The following is a 16250-nucleotide window of genomic DNA, read 5'->3' on the forward strand; positions in this document are numbered from 1 at the left end:
CGGTCGGTGCGGTGGTGCCAGGCGTGCCGGTGTTGCCGGTCGGTGCGGTGGTGCCGTCCGTCATGCGGTCTCCTCTGCGGTGGCGACGGGCAGATAGACCGTCACCTCATAGCCTCCGTCGTTCGTCTCGCCCGTCGTCATCTCGCCGTCCAGCATGGTGACCCGCTCGCGCATGCCGGCGATGCCGTGCCCCGCGCCGTGCGTGGACTTCGTCAGACTCGTCGTCGGCGCCGGGCCGTTGACTATCCGCAGGCCGAGTCCGCCGAGCACGTAGCCGATCTCGACGCGGGCCGTCGCGCCCGGCGCATGCCGCAGGGTGTTGCTGAGGGCCTCCTGGACTATGCGGTACGCCGACAGCTCGACGCCCTGTGGGAGTTCGCGCACCGCGCCGGTGACCGCCTTCTCGACGGTCAGGCCCGCCTCCCGCACATTGGCGAGGAGCGCCTCGAGGTCGGCGAGGGTGGGCTGTGGGGCGTCCGGAGCCTCGTAGTCCTCGGCGCGGACGACTCCGAGTACGCGACGCAGCTCGGTCAGCGCCGCCACCGCGTTCTCCCGGATGGTGACGAAGGCCTGCTCCAGCTCCGGCGGGGGGTTCTCCACGCGGTAGGGGGCGGCCTCCGCCTGGATGGCGACCACCGACATGTGGTGGGCGACCACGTCGTGCAGCTCGCGGGCGATCGTCGTGCGCTCTTCGAGAAGAGTGCGCTTGGAACGCTCCTGCGCCGTCTCCGACTGCTGGGCGGTGACCTCCTGCTCGGCCTCCCGGCGTATGTGCAGGACCGTGACGACCAGGAGGGCCAGGGCGGAGACGAACAGCAGCGGCACGGAGTTGGTGCTGTAGCGCCCCGCGCCGAAGACCGTCTCGGCGATCACCCCGTAAGCCGCGGTCAGCACCCACATCCACGCGGCGACGCGGGGGCGCGTCCGCAGGGCCACGACCGTCAGCACCGTCACGTGAGCGGTGAAGCTGCCCGGCAGCCACGGCCAGTCGCCCCAGGTGCTGCTGAACACGGCGACGACCGGTGCCGCCGCGAGCGAGAACCAGAAGGCACCGACCGGTCGGATCAGGGTCACCAGGACCGGGAGCAGCGCGAGGAGCCCGCACAGCAGCGTGGCGACACTGCCGCTGCCGTGACTGGCGGTGGTCGCGACGGCCATCGCCAGCAGGCCGGCTGCCGCCACCGCCGCGTGCGGGGTCCAGGCCGCGTACTCCCTCATCCCCTCCGGCAGCCGTCGGGTGAGCGGGCCGTCCACCCGCATCCGCGGCAGCGGGCGGTAGGCGAAGGCGTCGTGGAACAAGTCCTGCCGCAGGCCGCGCAGGGCGTCGGCGGCCAGCCGGAACTCCGGGCTGCGGGGGCTGTGGGAGCCGTGGGGCTTGGCCCCGCCCGGTGGCGTCGTCTGCGTCTGGGTCGTCTCGGTCACGTTCAAAACGGTAGGGGGCGAGGGGTGTCTCGGTCGTCACCAGCAAGGAGGGTCCTTGTGGGTCCGTCTCAGGTACTACGGGTAGGGGCGGGGAGGATTCCGCGGGGGCGTTTTCCGCCGGGTGCGGTGCTGCCGGGTGGGCTTGCGCCGGGTGCGGTGCTGCCCGCGGTGGGCTTGCGTCGGGTGCGGTGCTGCCCGCGGTGGGCTTGCGTCGGGTGCGGTGGCGCCTGTCGCCTTTCCGCCGGGGGTGCGTCGGCGGGTGCGGGTGGCTCCCGCAGGGGTGGGCGAGGGAGTTGGGTGGGGTCAGTAGCCAGAGGGGCGGACCAGGCCTGACTCGTAGGCGAAGACCGCTGCTTGGGTGCGGTCGCGTAGGCCCAGTTTGACGAGGATGCGGCCTACGTGGGTTTTCACCGTCTGTTCGGCTACGACCAGGCGCTCGGCGATCTCGGCGTTGGACAGGCCCTGGGCGATGTGGGCGAGGACCTCCGTCTCGCGTTCGGTCAGTTCGCCCACGCGTTGTTTGAGGGGGGCGCGGGGGGTGGAGTCGAGGCGCGAGAACTCGGCGATCAGGCGGCGGGTGATGCCGGGCGCGAGGAGCGCGTCGCCCGCCGCCACTACCCGAACAGCCTCGGCGAGTTGGTCGGCGGATGCGTCCTTGAGGAGGAAGCCGGAGGCGCCGGCGCGCAGGGCGTCGTACACGTACTCGTCGAGGTCGAAGGTGGTGAGCACCAGCACCTTGATGTGGGGTGTCTCCTCGGTGATACGGCGGGTGGCCTCGATTCCGCCGAGCTCGGGCATGCGGATGTCCATCAGGACGACGTCCGGGGCGAGTTCGGCGACCTTGGCGACCGCGTCCAGGCCGTCGACCGCCTGGCCGACCACCTCGATGTCGGGCTTGGTGTTGAGCAGCACGGTGAAGCCCTGCCGGACCATCTGCTGGTCGTCGGCGATCAGTACGCGAATGGTGCCGCTCGCGCTCGTCATGGGGTCTCTTCTCCTGTCGGGCCCGTGGAGTTGTCGTCGGTGGAGTTGTCGTCGGTGAAGTCGTCGGTGGGTGCGGTCCCGTTGCGGGGCAGGAAGGCTGCCACCGCGAAGCCGCCGCAGGACATCTGTGAGGTCACGAGGGTGCCACCGAGCATCGCGACCCGCTCACGCATGCCGAGCAGACCGTGCCCCGCGCCCGGGGACGGTGGGGCGGGGCGGTCGGGTCTCGAGTTGACGACGCGCACCTGGAGGCCGCGCGGGAAGTGCCAGAGTTCGACGCGGACCGCGGAACCGGGCGCGTGCCGCAGGGCGTTGCTCAGCGCCTCCTGGATGATCCGGTACGCCGACAGCTCCACGCCGGGCGCGAGGGGGAGCTGCTCGCCGGTGATCTCCGTGGTCACGTCCAGTCCGGCGGCGCGAGTGTTCTCGACGAGGGCGTCGAGGCGGTCGAGCGTGGGTTGCGGGGCGTGCGGTGCGGCACCGGCGCCCGCGCCGAGGCCGTACGGATCCTCGGGGTTCTCCGAGCGCAGCACGCCCAGGACGCGGCGCAGTTCGGTGAGCGCCTCCAGCGCGTTCTGCCGGATGCCCTCCAGGTTTTCCTTCAGCTCGTCGGTGGGGTTCTCGACCAGGTGCGGGGCGACCTGGGCCTGGATGGAGATCACCGACATGTGATGGGCGACCACGTCGTGCAGCTCGCGCGCGATACGGCTGCGCTCCTCCAGGAGGGTGCGGCGGGCCCGCTCCTCCTCGGTCAGCGAGGCCTGCTCGACCAGTTGCGTACGGGCCTCGCGGCGACCGCGGAGGGCGGTGCCGAGAAGGACGACGACGGCGAAGACGGCGACCGCCAGCACTCCCGTCGAGCTGTAGGCCGGTCCGCCGACCAGGCCCTGCAGCACGTACGTCACGAGCGCGGTCAGGGACAGCGCCCCGACGGCCACGCGCGTGGGCACCCGCAGGGCCAGGAAGAAGAGCACGATGGCGTGCGCGATGATCGCGGGCGGGCTCCACGGCCAGTTGGGGCCCGGGGGCGGGATCTCCACCGCCATGTGCGGTCGCGCGCACACGGCGGCCACGACGGCGGCGCCCAGCGACAGCCACCAGGCCGGAACGGGTCGCCACAGCGCCAGAGCGATGGCCACACCCTGCGCGACCCCGGTCACCGCGCCCAGCGCGAAGCCCAGGTGGTAGTCGGTGTTGAGTTCGTCCGCGGCCGCGAGCGCGAGCCCGAAGGCGATCCAGACCACCGCGACGTGCGGCAGCCGACGCAGCAGGCGAGGGCGGGACAGCGGCGGCAGCGGCGCGGACGCAGGCGAGGCGAGGTCGGTCAGGATCGAACGCATGAGGGTTCTGGCGCCACCAGCGCCGACGCCCTCACCGGCGTCCTCTCCTGCGTCTGCGCCTACGCCTACACCTGCGTCCGCGCCTGCGCCTGCGCCTGCGCCTGCGACCGCGCCATGGGCGGGGGCGGGGGCGGGGCGGTCAGTGCGGGACGGGCGGGTGGGACGGGTCGTGCCGGTGGCGTCCTGTGGAGTGGGCTCGGGGGCGGGCGAGGTCGGATGCACGGAGGGCTCGCCGTTCGGGTCCCGGTGCTTCTCGCTGGTCACGTGGTCAACCCTAGGCACGAGGGACCGCCTTCGTTCCCGCCGCGTCGGGGCGGCGGTGGACGCGGACGACTCGGGACGGGCGGCCGGCACTGCGGCGAGGCCCCTGTTCGTAGGCGCGAAACGCGCACCAGCAGACGACGAGGGCGACGACGAAGACGGGCAGCCAGGCGAGCCGGGCGGCCACCCAGCCCAGGCCGTCGGGGGTGGTGTGCAGGCCGGGGAGACGGCCCGCGAGGAGGCCCAGGGCCGTGACCGCCATCATGGAGGTCTGGTGCCACAGGAATATCGTCATAGCGGAGAGATTGGCGATGGCGATCCCGGCCCAGGCCGCGGGGCGCCGCATCGCCCGGCGCAGCGGCTCGCGCAGCAGCAGGGCGAGGCCGCACTGGGCCACACCGAAGGCGACCGCGGCCAGCGTCGGCGGGTTCAGGTTCGACACCGCGGCGCCCGGGACGCCGACCATCGACGCCGGATAACCCGCCCACGCCACCAGCGCCGCAGTCACCGCCGCGCCGCCGGTGAACAGCACCCAGCCCGCACGCCGCCGCTCCAGTTCGCCACGCGTCCAGGCCGCTCCCAGGGTGTACGGCACCAGCCAGCCGGCCGCCACGTTCACCCAGCCGAGCCAGGACGGGCCGCCGAGGCCGAAGCGAATGAGATCCACATGCAGAACGACGGCCAGCGGCCACAGCGGGTTGATGCGCGTCACCAGGGGCGTCACCGCGGTGAGTCCCGCGAAGACCGCGAGGAACCAGAGCGGGGACAGCGCGAGCTTCACCAGCGTGTGAACCGTCGCGAACTCCGCCCCCGAAGCGAGCAGGCAGGCCGTCGCCACCGTCCAGAGGGTCAGCACCGCCGCCACCGGCTTGAACAGTCGGCTCAGCCGGATACGCAGCCACTGCCCGTACGTCGTGCCGCGCGCTCGCGCCGACGCGTAGCTCTTCGTCGCCACATGCCCGCCCACCAGGAAGAACACCGCGAGCGTCTGGAAGGCCCAGGAGATCGGCGCCAGCCAGGGCATGTGCCGCAACGGACTCGCGGCGTGCAGCGCTCCGCCGTCCGCGACCAGGGCCGTCACCAGCCAGTGGCCGAGGACCACGCCGAGGATCGCGAGGGCGCGCAGGGCGTCGACCGCGCGGTCGCGCTGGGTGGGCGTGGCCTCGTCCATGCGGTCCGCTGCGGTGCGTATGCCTTGCAGAGCGGTGCGCATGCCGTTCAGTGGGGTGCGCATGCCGCTCAGTGCGGGGCGGGGGTGGGGGTGGGGCAGCCTCGGCCGGCCTGCGGTCGCGGATGCCCTCCCACATGCGGCACCGGATGCACCGTCAGCAGTCGGTGCCGCGGGTCCAGCGGATGCAGCGGATGCAGCGGACGCAGCGGATGCAGCGGATGCAGCGGACACACCGTCAGCAGCAGGTGCCGCGGATGCGCTGGATGCATCGTCAGCAATGGACGTACCGGAAGCGGCAGCGTCCGCTGCGACGGCGGCAACCGGGCGGCTTTCGTGGCTGGGTGCGGGAAGACGCGTTTCACGCACGGGTCACCTCCGAGGTGTCGCCGAGGACGATGCGGGCGAGGTTGTCCAGGGACACCGAGCCCGGCTTGAAGTAGTCGCTGTGGCCGCCGGCGCCCGCCGCGAAGACCTGCGCGCCGAAGGCCGGGGAGACCGGGTCGGTGCCGAAGCCGAGGGTCGTGCCGAAGAGGTCGGCCTGCGCGTGCGGGACGTGCGCCACCCAGTCGTCGGCGCCCCGGGCCGCCCAGACGCGGGCGGACGTGTGCAGTGCCGCCGCGGAGTCCGCGCCGGTGCCCGGGCTGCCGATGAGGGCGATGTCGTCCACGTCCAGGCCGTGGGCGGCGCGTCCGCAGACCACCGAGCCGTACGAGTGGCACAGCAGGGACATGTGCGCCGACCGGCCGACGACGCCGCGGAGTTCGCGTATGAACCCCTGCAGGCGGGGGGCCGCGGCTTCCGCCCGGCCTGTCGTCAGGACCGTGGGGCTCACCGTGCCCGGAGTCTCGTATCCCAGCCAGGCGACGACGGCTGTGCGCGGGCCGAGGCGGTCGTGCAGGGCGAGGGCGCCGGCGCGGAAACGGTCGTACGTCTCCAGCCTGGTGTCGGAACCGGGGACCAGGACGGCCACGCGGTCGGCGTGCGCGAGGTCGCCGAAGACTTCGACGGCCCGGCCGGAGCCTCGGCCGTCGAAGGAGAGGAAGCGGCGGGAGGGGCCGGCGATGGCCCTGTCGGCGGCGGCGCGGGTGCGGTCGCCGTGGTCGGCGGCCATACGGGCCGCCTCCGCGGCATTGGCGCGGTTGGCCGCGTACGCCGTGTCCAGCGTCGATGCCGTCACCGGGGCGAGGACCGCGGGGGCCGGGGCGGGGATCTGAGGGCGGCCGGCCGCGGACACCGGCACGACGACGGCGCCCATGACAAGGGCGGCGAGCAGCGTGCGGCGCAGCCGCCGGGCAAATCGGCCGACGGCTCGGCCGGGCTTCGGCCGGGACCCTCGACGGGCCGGGCCGTCCGCTCTTCCCGTCGCGCTCGGCTTCGCCCGGAATTCCATGGCGCCCTTCCCTCCCGGTCCGCCCGCTCATCGGGCGTCTCTGGAAGGGAAGTTACGGATCGTGACGTGTCGTCGGCGTCCCGCTGCGGAGCTCACCTGGGAGGTAGCTCTCAGGTACTACGGGTATGACCGGGGCGGCCCGGAGGGAAGAGCAACTTCCCCTTTCCGCAAGCCAGTTGGTCGATGCCTACCAAGCCAATTGGGCGATCTCCTCGGCCACCACCGCGCACGCGTCGGCAGCCGGGTCGATCAGCGGGAAATGGCCCACGTCCTCCAGGAGCGTCAGGCCGACGACCTCTCCCGCCTTGGCGGCGGCGTCGGCGTACGCCTCGGCGACCGCCTGCGGGACGATGATGTCGGTACGGCCCTGTACGAGGGTCGTGGCGATGCCGGTGGGGAGGAGCCGCGCCGGGTCGGCGTACGGCAGACGCTCGGCGAAGTGGGTTTCCCCGCCCAGGAGCTGACGGGCCGCTCCGGCACAGACGTCGAGCTTCTCCGCGACCTGGAAGTCCGCGATCGGGGCGAGGGCGACGACACCGCGCAGGGGGGCGGGGCGATCAGTGTGCCAGGGGGCGTCGGCGGGCAGCAGGTGCCGCGCGGCGGCCCACAGCGCCAGGTGGCCGCCCGCCGAGTGGCCCGCGACCACCACGCGCCGGGGGTCGGCCTGCGGGAGCCTCTCGCGTACGAGGGCGGGCAGCGCGTCGAGCGCGGCCGCGATGTCGTCGAAGGTGTCGGGCCAACGCCCGGCGATCGCGCCGGTCGCGGGCGGGGCGGCGACCCGCCCGGCGGGCCCGGGTGCCACCGGTCCCCCCTGCGCCGGGATCGCGCCGCCCTGCGGCTCGGGGTCCGGGCCGCCCCGGCGGTACTCGACGTTCGCCACGGCGAAACCGCGACGGGCCAGGAAGTCCGCGAACGGCGTGATGTGGCGGCGGTCGTACGGAGCGCGCCAGGCGCCGCCGTGCAGGACGACCACGAGCGGGGCGAGGACGGCGGGATCGGGCTCGCGCGGGGCGTAGAAGTCGATCACCTGGTCGGGATGGTCGCCGTACGCGGCCGTGACGTCGGGGTCGACGGGCGGGTGCGAGAAGGCCGAGGCCTCTTCCGCGGCGTCGCGCCGGGCGTCGGCCTCACGCCGGCCCTCGGCCTCACGCCGGCCGTCGTCATCGCGCCGGGCGGCTGCCTCGCCTTCCGCGGCGGGCTCGTCGGCGTCGTCCCGGGCTGCGGCGTCGTCCTGCATGCTCCAACCTCTCAGCGGTGAAACGGATTTGGCGGACCAGGGGAGAATTCGGCCGTTGGCGGGGACGGTATCAGGCCCGTGACGTGCGTCTACACGGGGTTGTCACGCTCGGTGAGGGGTAAATGGTCCTGCTGTTTCGTTACGCTGGTGCGTAGCGTCAGTGTGGCCGCAGACCGTAGACGCGACCCTCACCTGTAGGCGTCGTACATCCGCGTGGCGTAGCAGCCTGCCTGAAGAACGAACCGCAAGAACGAACCGCAAGAACGAACCGGAAGAAGAACCTGAGGAAAGAGGTCGTCATGTCCGCAGAGCCCGGCACCGTACGTCCCGGGGGGCGTACCGCACGCGTTCGTGCTGCCGTGTTGCGGGCGGCCGGGGACGTGCTCGCCGAGCAGGGGTTCGCGCATCTTGATCTGGCCGATGTGGCCCGGCGGGCCGAGGTGGGCAAGACGACCGTGTACCGGCGGTGGGGGTCGGTGACCGGGCTGGTCACCGATCTGCTCAGCGACATGGCCGAGCAGTCGGTTCCCCGTGCGGAGACGGGGAGCGTGCTCGGTGATCTGCGGGCCAATGCGGAGCTGGTGCGGCGGACGTTGGCGGATGCCCGGCAGGGGGCGCTGTTCCGGGCGGTGATCGCTGCGGCGACGTGTGACGCGCGTACGGCGGAGGCGTTGCGGCGGTTCTACGACGTGCGGGTCGCCGAGTGGGCACCGTGTGTCGAGCAGGGCGTCGCTCGGGGGGAGTTGCCGCCGGGGACCGATGCCGGGGTCGTGGTGCGGGCGGTGTCGGCGCCGCTGTATTACACGTTGCTCACCACTGGCGTGGTGCCGGATGCCGCCGCGGCCGATCGTGCGGCCGCGGCGGCGGTTGCCGCTGCGGCGGCGGGGGTGTACGTCCTCGGGGGGTGAGGATGTGCGTCCTCGGGGGGTGAGGGCGTACGTCCTCCGGGGGGGGTGAACCTGCGCTGGGGGGGCAGGGGTGTGGGTTTTCGCCCCCTCCGCCCCTACCCGTCCCGTACCTGGGGCTGCCGCCCCCGGATCCCCGCTCGAGTGGGCCGAGGGCTCCGTCGGTCCGGCCGGCGCAGCGTCATCGCGTCATGGCGTCATCGGGTCATCGCGTCATCGCGTCATCCCAGCGTCTCCCCCAGTACCCGTGCCGCCAGTTCCACATCCCCGAAGCCCACGTACAACGGGGTGAAGCCGAAGCGGAGTACGTCGGGGTGGCGGAAGTCGCCGACGACGCCTCGGTCGATCAGGCGCTTCATCACCGTGCCGGCGTCCGCGCAGCGCAACGCGACCTGGCTGCCCCGTTCCTCGTGGGTGGACGGGGTCAGGGACTCCACCCGGCCCTCGGGGACATACGCCGAGACGCACTCAAGGAAGAAGTCCGTGAGGGCGAGGGACTTGGTGCGGACGGCGTCGATCGAGACGTTCTCCCACACCTCCAGCGCCGCCTCCAGGGCCAGCATCGACAGGATGTCCGGCGTCCCGACCCGCCCCCGCAGCGCGCCCGCAGCCGGTGCGAACGACGGGCTCATGCCGAAGGGGTCGGCGTGCGAGTTCCAGCCGGGGAGGGGGGAGTCGAAGCGGGATTGCAGTTCGCTGCGCACGTACAGGTACGCCGGTGCCCCCGGGCCGCCGTTGAGGTACTTGTACGTGCAGCCGACCGCCAGGTCGACCCCGTGCGCGTCCAGGCCGACCGGCAGGGCGCCCGCGCTGTGGCACAGGTCCCAGACCGCGAGCGCGCCCGCGTCATGGATCGCGGCGGTGAGGGACGGGAGGTCGTGCAGCCTGCCCGTGCGGTAGTCGACGTGGTTCAGCAGCACCGCCGCCGTGCGCGGGCCCACCGCGCCCGGGACCTCCGCCGGTTCCACCGGACGCAGCTCGCAGCCCGTCAGACGGGCCGCCGAGGCCGCGATGTAGCCGTCCGTGGGGAACGTCGTCGCGTCGACCAGGATCTCGTCCCGGCCGTCCTCGGCGCCTCCGCGGGCCAGCCGTACCGCCCCCACCAGCGCCTTGAAGACGTTCACACTCGTCGAGTCCCCGACCACGATCTGGCCGGGCGCCGCCCCGACCAGCGGCGCGATCAGGTCGCCGATCCGTTCCGGCGCCGTCCACCAGCCGCTCTCGTCCCAGGAGCGGATGCGCAGCTCGCCCCACTGGCGGCGTACGACGTCGTCGACCCGCCCTGGCACCCCCACCGGCAGCGCGCCGAGCGAGTTTCCGTCCAGGTAGACGACCTCGTCGAGCACGAACTGCTCGCGCAGGCCCGCCAGTTCGTCAGCCACGTCCAGCTTCTTCGCCTCGGCGGCCAGTGCCGAGTCCAGCTTCTTCGCCTCGGCGGCCAGTGCCGAGTCCGGCTCCTTCGCCTCAGCGGCCAGTGCCGCGTCCGGCTTCTCTGCCTCAGCGGCCACTTCAGACATGAGACCTCGCCGTCCACAGCTCCGGGAACACGTTCTTCTGTGCCCGCTTCTCCAGCCACGCCAGCCCGGCGGAGCCGCCCGTGCCGGTCTTCGCGCCCATCGCGCGCCGGGTGGCGACGAGATGGTCGTTGCGCCAGCGCCACACCAGCTCGGCGACATCGGTCAGCGCCTCGCCGAGGCGGGCCAGTTCATCGCTCTCGTCGCCCGCGTACAGGGAGGTCCACGTCGCCTCCACCTCCGGCGAGGGCTCGTAGCGCAGGGACACGTCCCGCTCCAGGACGGACGCCGGGATCGCGTGCCCGCGCCGGGCCAGCAGCCGCAGCACCTCGTCGTACAGGCTCGGTTCGTGCAGCGCCTTCTCCAGCTCGGCGTGCACGCGCGGCGCGCCCCGGTGCGGGACCAGCATCGACGCGGACTTCTCGCCGAGCAGGAACTCCATCCGGCGGTACATCGCGGACTGGAAGCCGGAGCCCTCGCCGAGGGCCGAGCGGTACGAGTTGAACTGCGCGGGCGTGAGCTGCGCGAGCGGGCGCCAGGACGCGTTGAGCGCGTCCAGCTCCCGTACGGACCGCTTCAGCGCGGCCACGGTGCTCGGGATGTCATCGGAGCGGAGCGCGCTCGCGGCGGTCTCCCACTCGTGGACGATGACCGTGAACCACAGCTCCATGACCTGGGTCGTCACCAGGAAGACCATCTCTCCGGGGTCGTCGGAGAGGGGGTGCTGGAGGTGGGTGAGGACGTCCGCCTGGACATAGTCCTCGTACGGGGTGGTTCCTTGGAAGTCGAGATGCGGGGTCTCGGGCTCCTGGGCCTCGACGGGCCGAGCCTGCTGGGACGACATCGCTGTCTCCTGATGCGTACTCCGGGTAGCGGTCCGCCCCTGCCGTTACCGACACGGGGGCCCCGGTCCCCACCGGGCATCCTCCGCAATCGTCCCCCGAAAACGCAAGACCCGCCTCGTCACACCGACAGGCGGGTCCCACGAGCTGCGAGAACTCGGTCCCGCATCAGCCCCGCATCAGCCCCGCATCAAGCCCCCCATCAGCCGAGCGTCTGCGCCGCCGTCGCCGAGGAGTCCTTCAGGAACTGGCTGCAGCGCTCGTACTCCTCCTGCTCGCCGATCGCCTGCGCGGCGCGGGCGAGGGCGTGCAGGGCGCGCAGGAAGCCGCGGTTCGGCTCGTGCTCCCAGGGCACCGGGCCGTGCCCCTTCCAGCCGTTGCGGCGCAGGGCGTCCAGGCCGCGGTGGTAACCCGTACGGGCGTAGGCGTACGACTCCACGACGCTGCCCCGCTCGAACGCGTCGTCGGCGAGCTGCGCCCAGGCGAGCGAGGAGGTGGGGTACTTGGCGGCGACGTCGGCGGGCGCCGTGCCGCTCGCGAGGAGCTCGCGCGGCTCCGGGTCGTCGGGGAGGTGGGTCGGAGGCGGGCCCCCGAGGAGGTTCTCGTGAATCGTCATGGGTTCCAGTCTGCTGCATCGTGCTTGATCGGTAACGGTTGCGTACGGCCACAACGGAACGCAGGCTTCCGGTGCAGGCTTTCCCCTCCCCCTCGTCAGTCATGCTCACAACAACGCGGGAGGGTCGTACGGACACTCAGCCTGGCCGGAGCCGCGGGGGCGCCGCCCTCGGGGCCCTGGTCGGCGCCTCACCGCTGCCCCGAACCGCGGAGGCGCCGCCCTTCGGCCCACACCCTCTACAAGACCGACAGCACCGTCACGAAGCCGGACCGGCGCCGGAAGCCGTGGAGGCGGGGGTCGCGCGGTCCGGCTCCAGCGGGGGCGCGGTGACCCAGCCGTGTGTACGGCACTGGGGGCGCCGGCAGTCGGGTGCCGGGCGGCGTACGGTCGCGAAGGCCAGCACCGCCCCGACCACCAGGACACCTGCGCACAGCGGCATCGCCCGCCGGAAGGCGGCGTTGAAGGCGTCCGCCGAGCGGTACGCCTCCGGGCCCATCCCGGCGAGCAGCGGCAGCGCGGCCACGGCGATGAGCCCGGCCGCGCGGGCGGCGGCGTTGTTGATCCCGCTGGCCAGGCCCGCCCGCGCGGTGTCCACGGAGGCGAGGACGGTGGCGGTCAGCGGCGCGACCAGGGTGACCATGCCGAGCCCCATCACCAGGAGCGCGGGCAGTACGTCGGCGACGTACGACGCGTCTGGGCCCACCCGCAGCATCAGCAGCATTCCCGTCGCGCACAGCAGCGGGCCCACGGTGAGCGGGATGCGCGGGCCGATGCGCTGGGCGATTTCGCCGGAGCGCGCGGAGAACAGCAGCATCAGGACGGTCGTCGGCAGCAGGGCCGTACCGGCGCCGAGGGCCGAGTAACCGGCCACGACCTGGAGCTGGAGCGCGGTCAGGAAGAAGAAGCCGCCGAAGGCCGCGTACACGCACAGGGTGACGAGATTGACCGCCGTGAACTGGCGCGACGCGAAGATGTCCAACGGCATCATCGGGTCGGGGCGGCGCCGCTCGACGTACACGAAGGCGATCCCCGATGCCACGCCCGCGACCGCCGTCACCGCCACGAGCACCGAGCCGCCGCGGGCCTCGATCAGGGCATACGTGACCAGGGCCAGCGCGAGTGCGCCGAGGACGGCGCCGAGGACGTCGAAGCCTCGGTGCGCGCGCTCGTCCGACGACTCGGGGACGTGGCGCAGCGCGATCGGGGCGCACACCAGCGCCACCGGGATGTTCAGCAGGAAGACCCAGCGCCAGCCGGGACCGTCCACCAGCCAGCCGCCCAGGAACGGACCTACCGCCGCGCCGACGCCCCCGAAGCCGGACCACAGGCCCACGGCCCGGGCCCGGTCGTCCGGATGGAAGGAGGCCTGGATGATCGCGAGCGAACCGGGGGTGAGCAGGGCGCCCCCGATCCCTTGCAGGGCGCGGGCCGCGATCAGCACGGCGCCGTTCGGCGCGAGCCCGCACAGCAGCGAGGCGGAGGCGAACCACACCACGCCGATGACGAAGACCTTGCGGCGCCCGAAGCGGTCGCCGAGCGAGCCGCCCAGCAGGATCAGCCCGGCCAGCGTCACCATGTAGGCGTTCACGGTCCACTGCAGGGCCGCGAGGCTCGCGTCCAGGTCACGGCCGATGCGCGGCAGCGCGACATTGACGACCGTCGAGTCCAGCATCGCCATGCTGGAGCCGAGAACGGTGGTCAGCAGGATCCACTTCCCCGTGGGGGAGGCGATCCGTACGGCCGGTTTCTCTCCTGGTCTCTCCTGCGGAGGGGCAGCCATACCTCGGAGGATACGGAAAGGCCCGGCACCGCGGGGGGTGCCGAGCCCGAACCGAAGGTGATCGCTACTTCAGCTTGGTGCCCGCGGAACGCAGCGCCACGCACGCCTCGCCCACCCGCGCGGCCATGCCGGCCTCGGCGAGCTTGCCCCAGGTGCGCGGGTCGTACTTCGACTTCGTGCCGACCTCGCCGTCGACCTTCAGGACGCCGTCGTAGTTGCGGAACATGTGGTCCGCGACCGGGCGCGTGAACGCGTACTGCGTGTCCGTGTCGAGGTTCATCTTCACCACGCCGTTCTCCAGCGCGGTGGCGATCTCCTCGGCCGTGGAGCCGGAGCCGCCGTGAAAGACGAAGTCGAACGGGTTCGGCTTGCCGTGCTTGGCGGCGACGCCCTCCTGGAGGTCCTTGAGGAGCTCGGGGCGGAGCACGACGTTGCCCGGCTTGTAGACACCGTGCACGTTGCCGAAGGACGCGGCGAGCAGGTAGCGGCCCTTCTCGCCCAGGCCGAGGGCCTCGGCGGTGCGCAGGGCGTCCTCGACGGTCGTGTACAGCTCGTCGTTGATCTCGTGGCTGACGCCGTCCTCCTCGCCACCGGTCGGGGTGATCTCGACCTCGAGGATGATCTTGGCGGCCGCGGCCTTGGCGAGCAGCTCCTGGGCGATGGCCAGGTTGTCGGCGAGGGTCTCGGCGGAGCCGTCCCACATGTGCGACTGGAACAGCGGGTTCTCACCCTTGGCGACGCGCTCGGCGGAGATGTCGAGCAGCGGACGGACATAGCCGTCCAGCTTGTCCTTGGGGCAGTGGTCCGTGTGCAGCGCGACCGTGATGTCGTACTTCGCGGCGACGATGTGCGCGAACTCGGCGAGCGCGACGGCGCCGGTCACCATGTCCTTCTTGTACTGACCGCCCAGGAACTCCGCGCCACCGGTGGAGATCTGGATGATGCCGTCGCTCTCGGCCTCCGCGAAGCCGCGCAGCGCAGCGTGCAGGGTCTGGGACGAGGTCACGTTGATGGCCGGGTAGGCGAACTTGCCTGCCTTCGCCCGGTCGAGCATCTCGTTGTAGACCTCGGGGGTTGCGATGGGCATCTGTCCGCTCCTTGTATGTGCGGGTCTGCGTACTGCTGCTGCGGTACGACGGGACTGGTGCTTACGGCCCTGACCTAGGGGGGCGACGTCATCGTCGGCCCCATCTTTCCAGACTTGGCCGGATGCTTCGGCCACGGTGTCCAGCCTGTGGATAACCCCGGGTCCGGGCCGTGGACACGGGGCTCAGTTCAGGCCCAGATCGTCCTTCGAGTACGCGAACACGTACGGCACTCCCGCCTCCTTGGCGATCGCCTCGGCGGCCCCCGTGTCCCGGTCGACGATGGTCGCCACGCCGATGACCTCGGCGCCGGCCTCGCGCAGCGCCTCGACGGCGGTCAGCACCGAGCCGCCCGTGGTGGAGGTGTCCTCGACGGCCAGCACCCGGCGGCCCTTGACCTCGGCACCCTCGATACGCCGCTGCAGGCCGTGGGCCTTGCCCGCCTTGCGCACGACGAAGGCGTCCAGCGTCCTGCCGCGTGCGGCGGAGGCGTGCAGCATCGACGTCGCCACGGGGTCCGCTCCCAGGGTCAGGCCGCCGACGGCCTCGTAGTCCAGGTCGGCGGTCAGGTCGAGCATGACCTGACCGACCAGCGGGGCGGCCTCACCGTCGAGGGTGATCCGGCGGAGGTCGATGTAGTAGTCCGCCTCCTTGCCCGACGAAAGGGTCACCTTGCCGTGCACCACGGCCTTGTCCTTGATCTGCTGCAGCAGCGCGCCGCGTACGTCACTCATGCCCGCCAGCTTAGAGGCGCCGCCAGCTCCAGGTCGTGGTCGCCTCCAGCGGCTCGATCGGGGTGACCAGCCGGGGGTGGGTGTTCAGGCCGTTGGGCGGCCCGGTCTGGGGCTCCACGCACACGGCGGCCTCCTGCTCGTCGTAGACGACGACCCACTCCTCGGGGCCGGCGACCTTCAGTTCGAGCGCTCCCGGCCAGGTGAGCGTCACGTCGATGCCGCCGGGCATGCCGAAGCAGTCGTCCCAGGGGCCGGGCTTCGGCTCCGTCCGGCGCCCGGTGGGCAGATGGTCCTCGCCGCGCTCCTCCTGCCAGGCGGGGGTGAAGTCGACGCGGGCGCCCTCTCCTCCTCCCTCCAGCTTGCGGTTGAACCAGGGGTGCCAGCCGATCTGGGCGGGGAACGAGTTCTCGTACGTCTCCACGGACATCGTGAGCGTGAAGGCGTCCTCGGTCAGGGTGAAGGCCTGGGTGACGCGGCCCGGGTGGGGCCAGGGGGCTACCAGGTCGTACGTGATCACGGCCTCGTTCTTGGCGGTGCGGGCCGTGCTCCAGGCACCGTCCCGGGCGGTGCCGTGGATGGCGTGTGGTGGGGAGTTGAGCGGCATCTGCTGGACGGTGGTGCCGTCCAGGAACCGTCCGTCGCGGATCCTTCCGCACCACGGGACCATCGGGAAACACCCGAACTTCTCGCCCTGCCTCAGCAGTTCGACGCCGGCGACGCGCAGACTTCTGATCCGTCCGCCGTTGGCCGGTGCCACCGTCGCCTCCGCGTCGCCCGCGGTCAGCGTGATGTCTTCGTTACTCACGGAGTTGACCCTACTGGTGCGACCGCCCCAAGACGTTTTTCGCCCCCGCCGCCCCTGCCCTCACCCAAGCTCTCGACTTCGCTCGAGCAGGCGGCCCCATCGTCACCTGGGGGCTGCGCCCCCAGACCCCCCAAAAGATCGCGCGGGTCCCCGCGCCCCTGGAC

General features: G+C 72.3%; 14 protein-coding genes. 1 reads left to right on the top strand and 13 read right to left on the bottom strand.

Going from position 1 to position 16250, the window contains the following annotated elements:
* Positions 1-60: 60 nt before the first annotated feature.
* The 6 genes from ACFVXA_RS18040 to ACFVXA_RS18065 all read right to left on the bottom strand — a co-directional run bounded on the left by ACFVXA_RS18040 (position 61) and on the right by ACFVXA_RS18065 (position 7805).
* On the bottom strand, positions 61-1422 hold the full coding sequence (locus ACFVXA_RS18040; RefSeq protein WP_362027196.1) for a histidine kinase: 1362 nt from the start codon (positions 1420-1422) through the stop codon (positions 61-63).
* A 303-nt stretch (positions 1423-1725) separates the two neighbouring features.
* On the bottom strand, positions 1726-2406 hold the full coding sequence (locus tag ACFVXA_RS18045; RefSeq protein WP_362027199.1) for a response regulator transcription factor: 681 nt from the start codon (positions 2404-2406) through the stop codon (positions 1726-1728).
* A complete protein-coding gene (locus ACFVXA_RS18050) occupies positions 2403-3746 on the bottom strand; it encodes a sensor histidine kinase (RefSeq protein ID WP_390025543.1) in 1344 nt (447 codons plus the stop codon). The genes ACFVXA_RS18045 and ACFVXA_RS18050 overlap by 4 nt, the downstream gene beginning before the upstream one ends.
* Before the next feature lie 274 nt (positions 3747-4020).
* Entirely contained in the window at positions 4021-5241 is a 1221-nt protein-coding gene (locus tag ACFVXA_RS18055) for an acyltransferase (RefSeq protein ID WP_389932519.1), read from the bottom strand.
* 295 nt (positions 5242-5536) lie between these two features.
* Positions 5537-6568, bottom strand: coding sequence for an alpha/beta hydrolase (locus ACFVXA_RS18060; protein ID WP_384023026.1), 1032 nt, complete (start codon positions 6566-6568; stop codon positions 5537-5539).
* A gap of 187 nt (positions 6569-6755) precedes the next feature.
* Positions 6756-7805: an alpha/beta hydrolase gene (locus tag ACFVXA_RS18065; RefSeq protein ID WP_390025545.1), complete on the bottom strand. Its 1050-nt coding sequence runs from the start codon at positions 7803-7805 to the stop codon at positions 6756-6758.
* A gap of 299 nt (positions 7806-8104) precedes the next feature.
* Between ACFVXA_RS18065 and ACFVXA_RS18070 the strand changes: the two genes are divergently transcribed.
* The gene (locus ACFVXA_RS18070) at positions 8105-8713 is read left to right on the top strand and encodes a TetR/AcrR family transcriptional regulator (RefSeq protein WP_390025547.1); all 609 of its coding nucleotides are present in this window, start codon (positions 8105-8107) and stop codon (positions 8711-8713) included.
* Between the two features lie 218 nt (positions 8714-8931).
* Here the strand turns inward: ACFVXA_RS18070 and kynU are convergent, their stop codons facing one another.
* The 7 genes from kynU to ACFVXA_RS18105 all read right to left on the bottom strand — a co-directional run bounded on the left by kynU (position 8932) and on the right by ACFVXA_RS18105 (position 16086).
* Positions 8932-10227, bottom strand: a complete 1296-nt coding sequence (gene kynU, locus ACFVXA_RS18075) for a kynureninase (RefSeq protein ID WP_390025549.1) — start codon at positions 10225-10227, stop codon at positions 8932-8934.
* On the bottom strand, positions 10220-11068 hold the full coding sequence (locus tag ACFVXA_RS18080) for a tryptophan 2,3-dioxygenase family protein (protein WP_362027217.1): 849 nt from the start codon (positions 11066-11068) through the stop codon (positions 10220-10222). Before ACFVXA_RS18080 ends, kynU begins: the two co-directional genes overlap by 8 nt.
* A gap of 200 nt (positions 11069-11268) precedes the next feature.
* Positions 11269-11682: a DUF3151 domain-containing protein gene (locus ACFVXA_RS18085; RefSeq protein WP_362027220.1), complete on the bottom strand. Its 414-nt coding sequence runs from the start codon at positions 11680-11682 to the stop codon at positions 11269-11271.
* 256 nt (positions 11683-11938) lie between these two features.
* Positions 11939-13462, bottom strand: coding sequence for an MFS transporter (locus ACFVXA_RS18090; protein WP_389469914.1), 1524 nt, complete (start codon positions 13460-13462; stop codon positions 11939-11941).
* Positions 13463-13526: 64 nt separating this feature from the next.
* Positions 13527-14549, bottom strand: coding sequence for a class II fructose-bisphosphate aldolase (gene fbaA / locus ACFVXA_RS18095; protein WP_383743787.1), 1023 nt, complete (start codon positions 14547-14549; stop codon positions 13527-13529).
* A 183-nt stretch (positions 14550-14732) separates the two neighbouring features.
* Positions 14733-15281 (bottom strand): orotate phosphoribosyltransferase, encoded by a 549-nt coding sequence (pyrE, locus tag ACFVXA_RS18100; protein WP_362027229.1) that lies wholly within the window; start codon positions 15279-15281, stop codon positions 14733-14735.
* Positions 15282-15291: 10 nt separating this feature from the next.
* Positions 15292-16086 carry an aldose 1-epimerase gene (locus ACFVXA_RS18105; RefSeq protein ID WP_362027232.1) on the bottom strand — a complete coding sequence of 265 codons (795 nt, stop codon included), beginning with the start codon at positions 16084-16086 and terminating at the stop codon, positions 15292-15294.
* Positions 16087-16250: the final 164 nt, after the last annotated feature.

The sequence above is a fragment of the Streptomyces sp. NPDC058246 genome, assembly GCF_042881985.1.
GTDB lineage: Bacteria > Actinomycetota > Actinomycetes > Streptomycetales > Streptomycetaceae > Streptomyces.

What these genes read in the sequence shown, in the direction of transcription:
- ACFVXA_RS18055 (WP_389932519.1), bottom strand. Translation starts at nt 5,241, where the DNA reads ATGCGCACCCCACTGAACGGCATGCGCACCGCTCTGCAAGGCATACGC.
- pyrE (WP_362027229.1), bottom strand. Translation starts at nt 15,281, where the DNA reads ATGAGTGACGTACGCGGCGCGCTGCTGCAGCAGATCAAGGACAAGGCC.
- ACFVXA_RS18050 (WP_390025543.1), bottom strand. Translation starts at nt 3,746, where the DNA reads ATGCGTTCGATCCTGACCGACCTCGCCTCGCCTGCGTCCGCGCCGCTG.
- ACFVXA_RS18085 (WP_362027220.1), bottom strand. Translation starts at nt 11,682, where the DNA reads ATGACGATTCACGAGAACCTCCTCGGGGGCCCGCCTCCGACCCACCTC.
- ACFVXA_RS18060 (WP_384023026.1), bottom strand. Translation starts at nt 6,568, where the DNA reads ATGGAATTCCGGGCGAAGCCGAGCGCGACGGGAAGAGCGGACGGCCCG.
- ACFVXA_RS18065 (WP_390025545.1), bottom strand. Translation starts at nt 7,805, where the DNA reads ATGCAGGACGACGCCGCAGCCCGGGACGACGCCGACGAGCCCGCCGCG.
- fbaA (WP_383743787.1), bottom strand. Translation starts at nt 14,549, where the DNA reads ATGCCCATCGCAACCCCCGAGGTCTACAACGAGATGCTCGACCGGGCG.
- ACFVXA_RS18080 (WP_362027217.1), bottom strand. Translation starts at nt 11,068, where the DNA reads ATGTCGTCCCAGCAGGCTCGGCCCGTCGAGGCCCAGGAGCCCGAGACC.
- kynU (WP_390025549.1), bottom strand. Translation starts at nt 10,227, where the DNA reads ATGTCTGAAGTGGCCGCTGAGGCAGAGAAGCCGGACGCGGCACTGGCC.
- ACFVXA_RS18090 (WP_389469914.1), bottom strand. Translation starts at nt 13,462, where the DNA reads ATGGCTGCCCCTCCGCAGGAGAGACCAGGAGAGAAACCGGCCGTACGG.
- ACFVXA_RS18070 (WP_390025547.1), top strand. Translation starts at nt 8,105, where the DNA reads ATGTCCGCAGAGCCCGGCACCGTACGTCCCGGGGGGCGTACCGCACGC.
- ACFVXA_RS18045 (WP_362027199.1), bottom strand. Translation starts at nt 2,406, where the DNA reads ATGACGAGCGCGAGCGGCACCATTCGCGTACTGATCGCCGACGACCAG.